This is a genomic window from Agromyces kandeliae (genome assembly GCF_009674665.1).
Lineage (GTDB): Bacteria > Actinomycetota > Actinomycetes > Actinomycetales > Microbacteriaceae > Agromyces > Agromyces kandeliae.
Map to the genome: position 1 here is coordinate 374,085 of NZ_WKJD01000012.1, position 15,353 is coordinate 389,437.

Below are 15,353 nucleotides of genomic sequence, written 5' to 3' on the forward strand. Positions count from 1 at the left end.
GCTCATCGGCGGCGGCGGTGACGACCTCGCGCACGCCCGTCGCGGGCCCCCGGACGCGGCGTCAATCCCGCTCGACGACGGGATGCACCACGGCGTCGGTGACGTCCACCTCGACCCCGACGAACGAGGGCACCTCCGACTCGAGCGCGTCGCGGAGCGCGGAGACCGGGGGGATCCGGCCGCCGGGCGCCTGCACCGAGATGCGTGCGACGAGGCTCTTCCAGGTGACGCCGTCGACCTCGCCCTCACCGTCGGACAGCCAGTCGTTCGCGGTGGACTGGATGCGCGCCGTCCAGGTCGCCTGGGCGACGATCACGAGGGTGTTCAGTCCGAGGGGGATCAGGGTCAGCACGGTGAGCACCGTCACGATCGTGTACGCGCGCCGACGTCGGCTGGGCAGGGCGAGCGCGTCGCGCGAGTAGCCGGCGAGCGTGAACACGATCGCCCCGGCGATGATGAGCGCGACGACGTTCGAGAAGAACAGCAGGAACGCGCCGAACGCCCCGTCGAGGTCGCCCTGGCCGAGCGTGACGCCGACGACCGCGAGCGGCGGGACCAGCGAGATCGCGATGGCGACGCCCGGCAGGACCGCGCTGAGGTCCTTCCGGCTCATCGCGAAGGCTCCGGCGACGCCCGTGGCGAGCGCCGCGACGAGGTCCATCAGCTGCGGCGACGTGCGGCCGCTGATCTGGGAGTTGCCGCCGAGGTTGGTGCCGGTGGGGAGCACGATCGAGAACGCCGCGCCGATGAGGATCACCGCGGCCACGGCGCCCGAGACCCAGACGACGGATGCCACGACCATTCGCGCCCGTCCGGTCACGATCCCCGCGGCGATGCCGAGGATCGGCGTTCCGAGCGGGGCGATGATCATCGCCCCGATCACGGTGGCCGTCGAGTCGAGGAGCACCCCGGCTGCGGCGATGATGCCCGACAGCACGAGCATGATCACGAAGCCGCTCCGCTTGCCCACCCGATCGCCCGACCCGAGGTCGAGCTGGTCGAGCAGGTCGGTGAGCGGGTTGCGCTGCAGCGTCGGAAGCAGCAGCGCGGTCAACTTCGCCACACCCGGATGATCCCACCGGGCGCGCCCCGCGACAACCGTCCGCGCCGCGGAGGCGGCGCCGATCGGGCGGAGACGGTGGCGGGGCGCACACTGGAGGGGTGAGTCCCGACCACGCGCTCGACTGGCGCGCCCCGCACGAGACCGACGTCGCGCAGACGATCGGCGTGCTGCGGAGGGGTCCCGGCGACCCGACCTTCACGCGCACGCCCGACGGCGCGGTCTGGCGTGCGACGCTGACCGACGCCGGGCCGGCGACGCTGCGGATCGTGCAGCGCGATGTCGACCTGGTCCGCGTCGAGGCATGGGGACCCGGCGCCGGCGCCGCCGTCGACCTCGCCCCCTCGATGCTCGGGGAGCGCGACGACACCACGGGCTTCCGCACGGGCGTCGAGGAGCTCGACGCGGCGCACCGGCGCAACCCGGGGCTGCGCGTTCCGCGCACCGCCCGCGTGATGGAGTCGCTCGTGCCCGCGATCCTCGAGCAGAAGGTGATCACGGTGCAGGCGCACGCGTCCTGGCGCCGGCTGGTGCTCGCGTTCGGCGAGGCGGCGCCCGGCCCCGTGCCCCGCCCCATGCGGGTCGCGCCCTCGGCCGACGGATGGCGCGCCATCCCGGTCTGGGAATGGCACCGGGCCGGCGTCGATCCGAAGCGCGCGGCGGCGATCCAGCGCGCGGCCGCCCGTGCACCCCGCATCGAGGAGGCGGCCGACCTCGCGCTCGCCGATGCCGCCGCCCGACTGACCGTGTTCCCGGGCGTGGGAGCGTGGACGGCCGCGGAGGTCGCGCAGCGCGCGTTCGGCGACGCCGACGCGGTGTCGGTCGGCGACTACCACCTGGCGAACTACGTCGGGCACGCGCTGTTCGGGCGCGACATGACCGACGACGAGATGCTCGAGGCGCTCGCGCCGTGGGCCGGCCAGCGATACCGCGTGATCCGGCTGATGATGGCGGCGGGACTGCGCGGGCGACCGCGGCGAGGGCCGCGGATGTCGTTCGTCGACCACCGCGGGCGGTGAGCGGTGAGCGACGCGCGGCGAGCGCCGGTCAGCGGCGGCCACCGCCCGAGTGACCTTGGGCCCGACGGGGGCGACCGCCCTCCGGGAGGCTGGGTGCAGGCCGTCGGAGTACGGGCACGAAGGGGTGATCGGACGTGTTCACGCAGATCGTCGTCGGATGGGACGGGTCCCCGAACGCGGAGGCAGCGCTGGAGTGGGCGGCGGCACGCGACGACGCGGCACCCCTGCTGATCGTGCACACCGTGCCGGGCGCGGACACGTCGAGCGAGTACCTGCGAGCCACCGGGGACCTTCCCGAGGCGAGGGTCGAGCTGATCGACCGGGCCGAGCGGCTTCGCGTCGAGCATCCCGGACGCACGGTCGACACGCTCACGGTGCACGGCCGCCCCGACAAGGAGCTCGCCACGTACCTCGACGGCAGCTCACTCGTCGTGGTGGGCGGGTCGCAGAGCGGGCACGAGACCGCGTGGACCCTCGGCGCCCGGCTCGCCGGTCGTCGCGGACGCGGTGCCGTCGCCGTCGTCCCGCCCGACTGGGAGGCCGTGGAGCGCCGCGCGGTGGTGGTCGGCGTCGACGGGTCGGATGAGGCGCGGGCGGCGATCCGCGTCGGAGTCGACGAGGCCGCTCGTTCCGGGCGACCGCTCGAGCTCGTCCACGCGTGGGTCGTGCCGACCAGCTGGAACTCGGCCTACGTGGAGTACCTCGGCGACGTCGCCCTCATGGAGGAGATGCGACGCGACGTGCTCGACGAGGCCGTGGAGTTCGCCCGTTCGCTCGGCGGTGCTCCGTCCGGGCGCCTCGAGCGCGGGTCGGCCGCGGCGGTGCTCTCCGAGTACAGCGACACCGCCGGCGTCGTGGTCGTGGGCAGCCACGCGGCGGGCGGCATGGCCCGCTTCCTCCTGGGCTCGGTGAGCCACGACCTGCTGCTGAGCGCCGCCGGTCCGGTCATCGTGGTCAGCGACGTCGGATAGGCCATGGGCCTGCGGAGCATCCGGTTCCTCGGTGCGGCCGACACCGTCACCGGGTCGCGCCACCTCGTCGAGTGCGACGGCGCGCGCGTGCTCGTGGACTGCGGGCTGTTCCAGGGCTACAAGGTGCTCCGCGCGCGCAATCGGCAGCCGTTCCCCGTCGATCCCGCGACGATCGACGCGGTGGTGCTGACGCACGCGCACCTGGACCACTCCGGGTACCTGCCCGCGCTCGTGCGCGACGGGTTCGCCGGTCGCATCCTCGCGAGCCCCGGCACCATCGAGCTCGCCGAGATCATGCTGGCCGACAGCGCGTACCTCATGGAGGAGGAGGCCCGCCACGCGGCATCCCGCCACTGGTCGCGGCACGCCGACCCCCGTCCGCTCTACACGTCGGAGGACGTCCGCCGGACGATGCCTCGGTTCGAACCGCTCGACTTCCACGAGTCGCGCCGCGTCGCCCCCGGGGTCGACGTGCGACTCGTGCACGCCGGGCACATCCTCGGTGCGGCGCAGGTGCGGCTGGAAGTCGACGGGGCGACCGTCCACTTCACCGGCGACCTGGGCCGCCCCGACGACCCGCTCATGCGGCCTCCGGAGCCGCTGGAGTCGACCGACGTGCTCGTCGCGGAGTCGACCTACGGCGACCGGGTGCATTCGGCAGGCGATCCCGAGCGTGCGCTCGGCGACGTCATCCGCCGCGTGACGCGGCGCGGCGGGGTGGTGCTCATCCCCGCCTTCGCGGTCGGCCGCACCGAGAGCGTGCTCCTGCACCTGTCGCGCCTCGCGGATCGCGGCGAGCTGCCCGACGTCCCGATCTACCTGAACAGCCCCATGGCGGTCGACGCCGTCGAGATCTACGAACGGCACCCCGAGGAGCATCGGCTCGGCCCGGACGAACTGCGCCGCATGTACGGCCTCGCGAGGCGGGTCACGTCGGTCGACGATTCCAAGCTGCTGAACCTGCGAGGGGGTCCGCTCGTGATCCTGTCGGCGAGCGGGATGCTGACCGGCGGGCGGATCCTGCACCATCTCGACGCGTACGGCTCCGACCCGCACAACGCGATCGTGCTGACCGGCTTCCAGGCCGGCGGCACGCGCGGGGCCGCGCTCCAGGCGGGTGAGCGCTCGCTCCGCCTGTTCGGCAAGGACCTCCCGATCCGTGCCGAGGTCGTGTCGATCGAGTCGATGTCGGCGCACGCCGACGCGGAGCAGATCCTCGGCTGGATGCGCGCGACGCCCGAACCGCCGGGCATGACGTGGGTCGTCCACGGCGAGGCGCACGCGGCCGACACGTTGCGTGCGCGGATCAGGCGCGAACTCGGGCGGGCGGCCCGCGTGCCCGACCACCACCAGGCCGCCGAGATCGTCCCGAGGTCGGCGCGTGCGGCGCCGATCGACGCGGTCGCGGCGATCGACGCGTCGATCTGACCGAGGCTCGCCGCCGCGATACGCTCCCGACCACCGGACGACACAGGAAAGGAAGGCCCATGGACGAACAGGACGACACGCGTCCCCCCACGCGGCACCTCAGCGAGGAGGAGTGCTGGTCGCGGATCGAGGCCGCGCCGTTCGGGCGCATCGCGGTGTTCGCCGCGGGCGAGGTCGACATCTTCCCGGTGAACCACATGGTCGACCACGACGGCGCCGATGCTCCGGCGATCGTGTTCCGCACGGCGGCCGGGACGAAGCTGCTCGAGCTCACCATCCACTCGCACGTCGCGTTCGAGGTCGACGGCTACACCGACGAGGACGCGTTCAGCGTCGTCGCCAAGGGCGAGGCGCGCCAGCTCGAGCGGCAGAGCGAGATCGAGCACGCCGAGACGCTCGGGGTGCACCCGTGGGCGCCGGAGTCGAAGGACCGGTGGGTGCGGATCCAGCCGACCGACGTGCGCGGGCGCGAGTTCCGGCGCTGAGGCGCTGCGCCTTCGGACGAGGCGGATGCCGCGGCATCCGCCTCGGGTCGGCGCAACCTCAGCCGACGAGCGGCTCGAGGGTCGGGTGCAGGTGCCGGGTCACCAGGACGGATGCCGCGTGCTGCGCGCCGACCTCCAGGGCGGCGTCGACGTCGGCCCCGCCGAGCATCGCGTGGAGCACGCCCGACATGAAGGCGTCGCCCGCGCCGTTGGCGTCGCGCACGTCGACGGGCACGGCGTCGACGCGGTGCTCGGTGACGGCACCGTCCTCCGAGGCCAGCGCCACGGCCCCCTCCGCGCCGAGCGTGCACACCGCGAGCCGTGCGCCGTCGTCGATCACGCGCCGCAGGAACGGCAGGGGGTCGCCGCCGAGCCGGTCGGCGTTGAGGAAGACCGCGTCGGCCGCATCGAGGAACGGGCGGTGGAACTCGCTCGTGCCGTCGTAGTCGTGCAGGTCGATCCAGATCGGCCGCCCCGAGGCGCGCGCGTCGGGGATGAGCCGGCGCGACCGCTCCGAGAGGTCGAGCACGATCGCCGCGGCGTCCTCCATCGCGGCGGTCAGTCGGTCGTCCTCGGGTGAGTCCCGGTCGTCGGGGGTCGAGAGGTAGATCGAGACGCGCTCGCCGAGCGGCGTCATGAGGTTGAGGTGCCGTTCGGTGCGCGCGCCGTCCACCACGTCGAGGTCGAGTCCGTCGACGCGATCGAGGATGCCGCGCAGGCGCTCGCCGTCGGGATCCGACCCGATCAGGGTGAACAGGGTGACCGGCCGTCCGAAGGCGGCGAGCCCGAGCGCTTTGCCCGCCGACGTGCCGCCGACCGTCTCGTGGTCGGCCAGCGCGAACTGCATGTGCGGCACGGGGGCGGGCAGATGCTCGACGTGCACGATCCGGTTCCACGACGCCGGCCCCGAGACCACGACCCTGCCGCTCACGCGCTGCTCCCGTCCGGCCGCGACCATCGCGACGATCGGTCCCATCCTGCCGTCGTCGCCGATCGTCCGCGAGCCGATGCTGCGACGGGTCAGGTGGACAGCGCGAAGTCGTATCGGATGACGCCGGACCGACCGGGGATGACGGACATCGGGGGCGGTGCGGGGGACGGCGGTCGGTCGCTCCGGACGAGCCGATCCGGGTCCGCGATCCTCGTGGAGAGCTCGTCGAGCAACTCCGCCTTCGGGATCTTCGTGAACCTGCCGTGCCGGGTCACCGAGATCGCCGCCCACACGTCGTCGCGGCCATCGGCGTTCAGCACGTCGTCGACGAACCTCACCGGGGTGGCGTTGTGGCTCCCGTGGTGACCCACCTTGTAGAACGTCGTCCGCGCCAGGAGGTCCCTCCGCACGTCATCGTCGAGGTTGACCTTCCACGTTCCCCACTGCGCGTCGCCCGGGAAGAGCAGCACGGCCTCGCCGACCTCGAACACGAGCATCAGGCTCGTGTTGTTGACGGCGCTCTCGAGCGCGACCGCGCCCATCAGCAGCGATCGCCGTGCGATCTCCCGGAGACGCTCCTCGACCCCGATCGGAAGCAGGTCGGGACGTGGTGCCGGGATCGGTTCGAACGGCAGGAGGTCCGACGCGTCGAGATCGGGTCCGCCGCCGTCGGCGACGTGGAGGAAGCTCTCGCCGGAGGGCGGGTTCATGTCCCGGATGACGTCTTCGTCGCGCGACGGGCCGAGGACGTGCACCTTGACCCCGGGCAGGACGTCCGCGGTGTCGAGCGTCCCCGGCGCGCGCTCCAGGAAGCGCCGCACCGCACCGCTCGATCCGCCCGCGAAGCCGCGATGCACCGTCGACATCGCCGCCTCGTTCGAGAGCGCGAGGGTGTTCTCGATGACGTGGTCGACCAGCTCGGTCTCGGCGGCCGACATCGCCGCGAAGCGCCCGGCATCCCGGTCGACGTGCAACGACTCGGCGAACGACGCCATCGTCTGGAGGATGTCGCGTGCGATCGGGTCGTCCGGATCCTCGGTCCAGGGCAGCCACACCTCGGACACGGCGACGCGCCGCCAGAGCTCGCTCGCGAAGCCCGACACGTGATCGCGGTGACGGTGCGTGATCACGACGACGTCGATCGAGGGCCCCGATCCGTCGTCGACGTCGGCGATGATCTGCTCGACGACGTCGTCGATGCTCCCCGCCGAACCTCGCTTGATCGAGCCGCAGTCGATCAGGACCTTCCGTTCTCCACCGACGGCGGGGATGCGGAGCAGGAAGCAGTCGCCGAAGCCGACGTTGTACATCGAGACCGTGACCTCATCCACGATCGGCTCCTCCCTCATCGGGCCGGTCGTCGCCCCGGCGAACGCTCCCCGACCTGTCGGGCCGGCGAACCGGCGCCATCTGGTGCACCAACGCGAAGTCGAACCGCTCCTGCATCCGGAGGGCGAAGCCCTCGTCGTCGCCGAACCAGGCCGACCGGGGGTCGCGTTGGTCGCATTGGTCGATGAACTCGGCGATCTCGGCCAGCCGCCCGGTCGGGGCTCCCTGATCGTCGACGCCGCCGGTGAGCGGCTTGGCGACGACGTAGCGAGGGGATCCGTCGCCCGAGAACACCACCGTGGTCCCGGCGCGGACGTCGAGTCCGCCGACCGGGTCCATCGAGTCGGCACCGCCGGCCTGCACGAACTGCGCGATCGCCTCGGTGAGCGGAAGGCCGTCGCCGCCGACCCTGAACACGAGGTCGAGGCCGTCCACCTGAATCGGCCGGTCCGTCGAGTCCGGCTCGAGCCCGAGCAGCGCGTGATGGCGCTGCCCGTAGGCGCGCACCTCGCGTTCGAGGGCGTCCCGCTCGTCATGCCGGCGTTCGAGGCGCTTCTTGATGCGCGCCGACGTGTCCGGGTCCTCGCCGGCCGGTGCCGCACCCCATTCGGCGACCTCGAAGGCGGCGAGCCTGTCGAGGACGGACGGGGCGAGCGGTTCCGGCGGATCACCGGCCGGGCTCGCGAGTCCCGGCCACAGCAGGGACTCCTCGTTCGCCGAGAACACGTCCTTCGGATGGATGCCGCGGGCCAGGAACGCGTCCACGAGGTTGGCGCGGAGGTCGTAGGGATCGCTGGGGTTGAGTTCGCGGTCCGCGGTGACCAGGGCCCGCAGGTAATCGCTGAACGTGATGTCGAGCGGGGGCAGGTAGTCGAAGGCCCGGATGCACAGGTCGAGGACGCGCTGCGCGGTGTCGCCGGCTTCGTCCGTGATCCGCTCGACCAATTCGGCGCCGAGGAAGCCCTCGCCCAGCAGCCCGGTTCCGCCGGTCGCGATCCGGATGAGGTCCTCGACCCGCGCGGAGTAGGTCGCGAAGAAGGCGTCGAACACCGCACGGACGAGCACGGCGCCGCGATCGTGCGGCTCGAAGGTGTCCTCGTAGGTGGCGATCTCGTCGATCCGGTCCCGCGCGCTCCGCAGCGCGCGGCCCGCGCCGGTCGAGTGACCGAACTGAGCCGCCAGCTCGAGCAGCGGTCCCGGCCGCGACAGGTCGGTGCGACCCGCCTGGACGGCGTCCGCGAGCACGCCGGGGAATCCGAAGTGCTGGAAGATCGCGACGATGTCGGCGATGGCCTCGTGGAACGCGTAGACGTCCTTGTTGGTGGCCTCGCGGAACCGCGGTCGCAGGTTGTGGACGATCGCGTGCGTGACCTCGTGGGCGATGATGTCGTGGGACAGGCACGTGAAGATCCACTGGTTGGGCAGGTTGCCGCCGGGGTCGTCGGGATCGGCCCGGAAGTACCCGAAGTAGATGGCGTTCGTGGCGGGGTCGAAGAACGCGTTGCGTCCACGGAATGCATGGGGGATGAGCGCGACGGGCTCTCGGAACTGCACCCGGCGCCCGAGGGCCCGCTCGAAGTTCGAGACCACCTTCATGGCGACGGCGTAGACCATCTGCTGGTGGAACTTCGGGTCGTCGACGGTCGGCGGCAGCCCGCCGCCTGCGACGAGGCTCGGGTTCTCGAGGTCGACCACTTCGTAGTACTGCTCGCGGGCGGCGTCGTAGTCGACCACGTCGAACAGCCGGCCGCGAAGCCGGACGTCGACCCCGAGGTGCTGGTCCACCTGGAGCGACTCGTGGGGGATCTCCAGCGAGATCCGGAACCGCCGCCGCCTTCCGAGTTGGGGATCGAACGCGTAGATCTGGAGCTGCCGGGACGCCAGCGTGCCGTGCCCGCGAGCGGTCGGCCGCGACGATCCGACGTCGCGGGGCATCTCCGGCGACCCGTACTGCTCGGATGGGACGGACGAGAACTTCGAGACGGATCGCATGATCGACTCCTTCCCCCGATGAGGTCGAGCGTATGGAGTCGGGCGACGATCCTCCACCGTTTCCGAGCGACTGCCGGGACCGAGCCCCATTCCGGATCGCATCGACGCGGTCGGGGCGCGTCGTCGAGACGATCGGGCGACCGGCGGCACCGATGCTGCGCCGTCGGACCGGGCTGTGGTGGGATGACCGGGTGGGCACCGGGGAGAGGGCCATCGACGAGCGCACCGACGGACTGAGCGCGGGCGAGGTCGCCGAGCGCGTCGCCCGCGGGGAGACCAACGCGTTCGAGAGCCCGACGAGCCGGAGCGCCTGGAGCATCGTCAAGGCGAACGTCTTCACGCTCTTCAACGGCATCATCGCGGCGTGCTTCGTCGCGCTGCTGCTCATCGGCCGCTGGCAGGACGCGCTCTTCGGCTTCAGCGCGATCGCGAACACGATCATCGGCTCGTGGCAGGAGTTCAACGCCAAGCGCGCCCTCGACCGGCTCGCGCTGCTGCACGCGCCGAGCGCCCGCGTCCGGCGCGACGGGCGCGAGCACGACGTGGCGCTCGCCGACGTGGTCCTCGACGACCGGCTCGTGCTGCGTGCGGGCGACCAGGTCCCGGCGGATGCGAAGGTCGTGGCATCCGAGCGCCTGCAGCTCGACGAGTCGATGCTGACGGGGGAGTCCGACCCGGTCGACAAGCAGCCGGGCGACGAGGTGCTGTCGGGCTCGATCGTGATCGGGGGCGCGGGGTCCGCGGTGGTCGACCGGGTGGGCGCCGACGCCTTCGCGAACAAGCTCTCGAGCGAGGCCAAGCAGTTCTCGCTCGTCGCATCGGAGCTTCGGTCGTCGCTGAACCGTCTGCTCGGATGGATCGCCTGGATCATCGGCCCCGTCAGCCTGCTCGTGCTCAACGCGCAGATGGTCGCGCAGGGCGGCTGGGCCGAGGCGATCGAGGCGGGACTGTGGGACGAGGCGGTCGTCGCCACCGTGGCGGCCGTCGTCGCGATGATCCCGCTCGGCCTCGTGCTGATGACGAGCATCGCGTTCGCCGTCGGCGCGGTGCGCCTCGCGAGCCGCAAGGTGCTCGTCCAGGAACTGCCGGCGGTCGAGGGCCTCGCACGGGTCGACCTGATCTGCCTCGACAAGACCGGCACCCTCACCGAGGGCGACATCGTCTTCGACGCGGCGCACCCGGTCGCGCTCGCGCCGCCCGACGGCTGGACCGACGTCCTCGCGTGGTACGGCGCCGACCCCGAGGCGAACGCGACCGCGCGGTGCCTCGTGGAGCCGTACCCGGTGCGGCGCGCGCTCGAGCCGCAGGCGCGCATCGCCTTCGCGTCGTCGCGCAAGTGGAGCGCGGTCGGCTTCCCGGGTGGGGGCACGTGGGTGCTGGGCGGGCCCGAGATGGTCTTCCCCGCGACGGATGCCGCCGGCGCGCCCGGCACCGAGGGGCTGCGCGACCGTGCGGCCGGGCTCGCCGCCAGCGGGCGCCGGACGCTGGTGCTCGCGCACAGCCCCGACGAGCTGACCGCCGAGCGCGCCGAGGCCGAACGCCTGCCGCGATCCCTGATGCCGGTCGTCCTGCTCACGTTCCGCGAGAACGTGCGCGGCGACGCGCGGGAGACCCTCGAGTACTTCGCCGAGCAGGGCGTGGCGGTGCGGATCATCTCGGGCGACAACCCGCAGACGGTCGCCGCGATCGCCCGCGAGGTGGGCGTGGACGCGCCGCACGGGATCGACGCCCGCACCCTGCCCGACGACCTCGACGAGCTCGGCGAGCTTATCGAGCGCGAGGTGGTCTTCGGCCGCGTGACGCCGACGCAGAAGCGCGACATCGTCACGGCGCTGCGCCGCCGCGGTCACACCGTGGCCATGACCGGCGACGGCGTGAACGACGCGCTGGCGATCAAGGAGGCCGACATCGGCATCGCCATGGAGTCGGGTTCCTCGGCCACCAAGGCGGTCGCGCGGCTGGTGCTCCTCGACGGACGGTTCTCGCACCTGCCGGGGGTGGTCGCCGAGGGTCGCCGGGTCGCGGCGAACATCGAGCGCGTGTCGATGCTGTTCCTCACCAAGACCGCCTACGCGACCGGGCTCGCCGTGCTGTTCGGGGTCATGCTGCTGCCCTTCCCGTTCCTGCCGCGGCAGCTCTCGGTCACCGACGCGCTCACGATCGGCTTCCCCGCGTTCTTCCTCGCGCTGATGCCGAACGCGCGACGCTACGTTCCCGGGTTCCTCCGTCGGTCGCTGAGCTTCGCGATCCCCGCCGGCATCGTCATCGCGCTCGTCCTCGCCCTCTACAGCCGCATGGCGACCGACGCCGGGATCCCGGAGGACGAGCTCCGGAGCGGCTCGACGCTGGTCCTCGGCATCGTCGGGCTCTGGGTGCTCATCGTGCTCTCGCGCCCCATCGACGGGTGGAAGATCGTCATCATCGGCGGGATGGCGATCGGGCTCGTCGCGATCTACGCGATCCCGCTCACCGCGGACTTCCTCGAACTCGTCGAGTTGAGCGAGATCACCGCGGTGCTGGCGCTCGCCGGGTCGCTCGTCGCGATCGCGGGCATCGAGGTGGTCCGGTTCGTGCACCGGCGGGCCGTCGCCCGGATGGCCCCGACGGTGCCGGCGGCGCTCGTCGCGGCGGTCAGGCAGACGGCTCCGGGCGTGCCGAGCGGGCCTCGCGGAAGTACCGAGCCCCCCGACCGGTCCAGAGCACGAGGATGACGGCGATCGGCACGAGCGCGCCGATGAGGGTCGACCCGATCGCGTCGGCGTCGCGCACGATGTCGAGCGTCGTCGTCGTCAGCGAGAGGGCCATGAGGACCGTGACGAAGATCCGCGCGGAGCGGCGCGCTCGGGTGAGCCCCGAGGCCATCGCGATGGTGAGCAGGCCGATCAGGATGAGCGCCGCGCCGAGCAGGGTGACCGGGAGCTGCTCGCCCTCCCGCTGGACCTCGGCGTCGTAGCGCGCGAGGACGAGCAGGACGCCGAGGGCGATGTCGAGGAGGCCGGCGAGGTAGGTGAGCACCACCACGGCGATGATGCGCTTGGGCGGGCGCGGCGTCGACCGCGTCTCGTCGCTCATGTCGGCCTCCCCGGTGCCCGCGATGGTCGTCAGCCTACGGGTACGCTGACGACCACCCCGGCCGCCACTCAGCGAGGAGACCCGCATGCCCTTCTTCGACCTGCCCGCCGCCGAGCTCCGGGCGTTCCGGCCCGAGGTGGCCGAGCCCGAGGACTTCGACGCGTTCTGGGCCGACACGCTCGCCGCGTCACGCGCCGTCGCGGAGCCGCCCCGGCTGACGCGGGTCGACTCGCCGCTCGCGCTCGTCGACGTCTACGACGTCGAGTTCTCGGGCTTCGGGGGCGACCCCGTGAAGGCGTGGTTCCTGGTGCCGGCGGATGCGTCGGGGCCCCTGCCCGCGGTCGTCGAGTACAACGGCTACGGCGGCGGCCGGGGCCTCCCGCACGAGCGGCTGCAGTGGGCGGCATCCGGGTACGCGCACTTCTTCATGGACACCCGAGGGCAGGGCAGCGCGTGGGGCACCGGCGGCGGCACGCCCGACCCGCACGGCACCGGGCCGTCGTTCCCGGGGTTCATGACCCGGGGCATCCACGACCCGGCCGAGTACTACTACCGGCGCGTCTTCACCGACGCGGTGCTCGCCATCGACGCCGTGCGCTCGCTCGACGCGGTCGACGCCGACCGGGTCGCCGTCACGGGCGGCTCGCAGGGCGGAGGCATCGTGCTCGCCGCGGCCGGGCTCGCCGAGGGGCTCGTGGGCGCGATGCCCGACGTGCCGTTCCTCTGCTGCTTCGAGCGGTCGGTGGGCCTGACCGATCGCGATCCGTACCAGGAGATCGTCCGGTACCTCTCGATCCACCGGGATGCCGCGCCGACCGTCTTCCGCACGCTCTCGTACTTCGACGGCGTGAACTTCGCCAAGCGCGCGAGCGCGCCCGCGCTGGTGTCCGTGGCGCTCATGGACCCCGTGTGCCCGCCGTCGACCGTCTATGCCGCGGTCAACCACCACGCCGTCGGCGCCGAGGTCGTCGAGTACGCGTTCAACGAGCACGAGGGCGGGCAGGGCCTGCACTGGCAGCGGCAGGCGGAGTGGCTCGCCGGCGTGCTGGCGGCGGGCTCGCCGGGCTGATCCCGGCGACGCCGATCAGAGTTCGCGCGCGACGTACCGCTCGATCTCCGCGTCGGATGCCGTGATCCCGGCGTCCGCCAGGCGGAGGCGGAGCTCGGCCTCCTCGTCGCGCGCGTGGCCGAGGCGCAGGTCGCTCCGCACCTGTTCGAGGATGCCGGCGATGCGGTCGGCGCGACTCGCGTCGCCCGCGCCCTCCTCGATCGGCTCGTCCTGGGTGTGCGGGGTCTCGGCCATGGTCCCTCCATCCGGCGACGCGAAGGCCGCCTTCCACGATGCTCGTCGCGAGCGCGGCATCCGTCGAGGCATTGACAGCTCACGTCACGGTGATCAGGGTGCGCTGCCAGCCCGTCGAGCCGTCCGGCGCGATCGGGGCGCGCTCCTCGACCTGGGTGCGCCCGTTCCGGTCGACGGCCCGAACCGTCGCGTAGTGCGTTCCGGGCGCGGCGTCCCAGTCGACCATCCACTGCACCCACGTGTCGGCGTTGATCGGCGTCGACAGCGTCGCCGTGCGCCACTCGCCGTCGTCGATGCGCACCTCGACGCGCTCGATGCCGACCGTCTGCGCCCAGGCCACCCCCGCGATCACGCCGGGTCCGGCCGGGACGGGGCGGCCCGGCTTGGGCGTGTCGATGCGGGAGGACATCTTGATCGGCGCCTCGGCGCTGTACCCGCGGGGCGTCCAGTACGCCTCGTCGTCGGCGAAGGTCGTGACCTGCAACCGGGTGACCCACTTCGTCGCCGAGACGTAGCCGTACAGCCCCGGCACCACCATCCGCACCGGGAAGCCGTGCTCGAGGGGCAGCGGCTCCCCGTTCATGCCGACGGCCAGGATCGCGTCCCTGTCGTCGTCGGTCAGCGCCTCGAGCGGCGTCGAGGCGGTGAAGCCGTCGACGCTGCGGGAGAGGACCATGTCGGCACCCGGCCGCGGACCGGCGAGGCGCAGGATGTCGCGCACGGGCACGCCGAGCCAGATCGCGGTGCCGACGAGGTCGCCGCCGACCTCGTTCGACACGCACGTGAGCGTGACGCCGTACTCGTCGAGCCCCATCGCCACGAGGTCGTCGAAGCCGAGCTCGATGGGCCGGTCCACCATGCCGTCGACGACGAGCCGCCAGGTCGACGGGTCCACCTCGGGAACGGTCAGGGCGGTGTCGACCCGGTAGAAGTCCGCGTTCGGCGTGATCAGCGGGCTGAGGCCCGGCACGTCGAGCTCGGCGCCGGCCGGCACGTCGACCACCGAGCGCGGCCCCGGGAGACGCAGCGCCTCGCGGATCGCCGCGATGGACGACGAGGCGGCGGTCGCCAGCCGGGCCCCGAGGCCGACGACGACGGCGGATGCCGCGGCGATGCCCGTCAGCGCGAGGAAGCCCCGTCGGTCGAGCCGGGGGTCCCGGTCGTCGCCCGCCGCATCGGTCGCGGTCGCGCCGTCGCGCCAGGTGCGGAGCCGGATGACGGCGGCGCGCAGCAGCAGGACGCCCGCGACCGCCCCGGCGACGGCGGGCAGCCACGACCAGCCCGACGCGCCGGCTCGCGTCGTGGTCGCGGCGACGGACGCCGCCCCGGCGAGCCCCAACGCCACCAGCCCGAGCGGCGGTCCGACGAGCTGCAGGACCCCGGCCGCCGCGCTCGCGACGACCACCGCGACGCCGAGACCGGCGAGCAGGATCGGCTTGTCGGCCTCGCCGAACGTCGAGATCGCGAACTCCTTCAGCGGTTGCGGCACGACGTCGATGACGAACGCGCCGACCGCGAGCACCGGGCTCGCCTCGCGAGCGACGAGCAGCGCGACGAGTTCGGCGACCGCGAGGAACGCGGCACCGGCGGCGATCCCGGCCACGCCGGCCCAGGCGACCCATCGCAGGCGGGCGCCGCGCCTCCGCGTCCTCGTGCGCGTCATGGTCCCCTCCGCAGCCGCGGGGAATCGGAAGCCCGCGTGGGAGTGGTTCGTCGCGGGCGGTGATCCGGTTGGGGTGACGTCGTGCGCCGCGGTGCGCCGG

At 72.8% G+C, this 15,353-nt stretch carries 13 protein-coding genes; 6 read left to right on the forward strand and 7 right to left on the reverse strand.

The window, feature by feature from the left end:
- Nucleotides 1-61: 61 nt before the first annotated feature.
- Nucleotides 62-1,063 carry a TIGR00341 family protein gene (locus tag GJR97_RS08880; protein WP_324613308.1) on the reverse strand — a complete coding sequence of 334 codons (1,002 nt, stop codon included), beginning with the start codon at nt 1,061-1,063 and terminating at the stop codon, nt 62-64.
- Between the two features lie 98 nt (nt 1,064-1,161).
- Between GJR97_RS08880 and GJR97_RS08885 the strand changes: the two genes are divergently transcribed.
- The 4 genes from GJR97_RS08885 (at nt 1,162) to GJR97_RS08900 (ending at nt 4,963) form a co-directional block, all read left to right on the forward strand.
- On the forward strand, nt 1,162-2,079 hold the full coding sequence (locus GJR97_RS08885; RefSeq protein ID WP_324613309.1) for a DNA-3-methyladenine glycosylase family protein: 918 nt from the start codon (nt 1,162-1,164) through the stop codon (nt 2,077-2,079).
- A 134-nt stretch (nt 2,080-2,213) separates the two neighbouring features.
- A complete protein-coding gene (locus GJR97_RS08890) occupies nt 2,214-3,050 on the forward strand; it encodes a universal stress protein (RefSeq protein WP_154346107.1) in 837 nt (278 codons plus the stop codon).
- A gap of 3 nt (nt 3,051-3,053) precedes the next feature.
- Nucleotides 3,054-4,478, forward strand: a complete 1,425-nt coding sequence (locus GJR97_RS08895; RefSeq protein WP_154346108.1) for an MBL fold metallo-hydrolase RNA specificity domain-containing protein — start codon at nt 3,054-3,056, stop codon at nt 4,476-4,478.
- A 59-nt stretch (nt 4,479-4,537) separates the two neighbouring features.
- Nucleotides 4,538-4,963 (forward strand): pyridoxamine 5'-phosphate oxidase family protein, encoded by a 426-nt coding sequence (locus tag GJR97_RS08900; protein ID WP_154346109.1) that lies wholly within the window; start codon nt 4,538-4,540, stop codon nt 4,961-4,963.
- 58 nt (nt 4,964-5,021) lie between these two features.
- Here the strand turns inward: GJR97_RS08900 and GJR97_RS08905 are convergent, their stop codons facing one another.
- The 3 genes from GJR97_RS08905 to GJR97_RS08915 are packed head-to-tail and all read right to left on the reverse strand — an operon-like array spanning nt 5,022 to nt 9,215.
- Entirely contained in the window at nt 5,022-5,939 is a 918-nt protein-coding gene (locus tag GJR97_RS08905) for a carbohydrate kinase family protein (protein WP_229276124.1), read from the reverse strand.
- A 44-nt stretch (nt 5,940-5,983) separates the two neighbouring features.
- Complete coding sequence (locus GJR97_RS08910) at nt 5,984-7,225, reverse strand: MBL fold metallo-hydrolase (protein WP_154346110.1); 1,242 nt, start codon at nt 7,223-7,225, stop codon at nt 5,984-5,986.
- Entirely contained in the window at nt 7,218-9,215 is a 1,998-nt protein-coding gene (locus tag GJR97_RS08915) for a gluzincin family metallopeptidase (protein ID WP_154346111.1), read from the reverse strand. The genes GJR97_RS08910 and GJR97_RS08915 overlap by 8 nt, the downstream gene beginning before the upstream one ends.
- 152 nt (nt 9,216-9,367) lie before the next feature.
- On the opposite strand from GJR97_RS08915, the gene GJR97_RS08920 reads away from it, so the two are divergent.
- Complete coding sequence (locus GJR97_RS08920) at nt 9,368-11,926, forward strand: HAD-IC family P-type ATPase (RefSeq protein ID WP_154346112.1); 2,559 nt, start codon at nt 9,368-9,370, stop codon at nt 11,924-11,926.
- On the opposite strand, the gene GJR97_RS08925 is transcribed toward GJR97_RS08920, so the two are convergent.
- Nucleotides 11,847-12,287 carry a hypothetical protein gene (locus GJR97_RS08925; protein ID WP_154346113.1) on the reverse strand — a complete coding sequence of 147 codons (441 nt, stop codon included), beginning with the start codon at nt 12,285-12,287 and terminating at the stop codon, nt 11,847-11,849. The two genes, GJR97_RS08920 and GJR97_RS08925, sit on opposite strands and share 80 nt — an antisense overlap.
- An 85-nt stretch (nt 12,288-12,372) precedes the next feature.
- Between GJR97_RS08925 and GJR97_RS08930 the strand changes: the two genes are divergently transcribed.
- Nucleotides 12,373-13,356 (forward strand): acetylxylan esterase, encoded by a 984-nt coding sequence (locus GJR97_RS08930; protein ID WP_154346114.1) that lies wholly within the window; start codon nt 12,373-12,375, stop codon nt 13,354-13,356.
- A 15-nt stretch (nt 13,357-13,371) separates the two neighbouring features.
- On the opposite strand, the gene GJR97_RS08935 is transcribed toward GJR97_RS08930, so the two are convergent.
- Nucleotides 13,372-13,590 carry a hypothetical protein gene (locus GJR97_RS08935; RefSeq protein ID WP_154346115.1) on the reverse strand — a complete coding sequence of 73 codons (219 nt, stop codon included), beginning with the start codon at nt 13,588-13,590 and terminating at the stop codon, nt 13,372-13,374.
- A 79-nt stretch (nt 13,591-13,669) separates the two neighbouring features.
- A complete protein-coding gene (locus tag GJR97_RS08940; protein ID WP_154346116.1) occupies nt 13,670-15,253 on the reverse strand; it encodes a molybdopterin-dependent oxidoreductase in 1,584 nt (527 codons plus the stop codon).
- Nucleotides 15,254-15,353 lie beyond the last annotated feature (100 nt).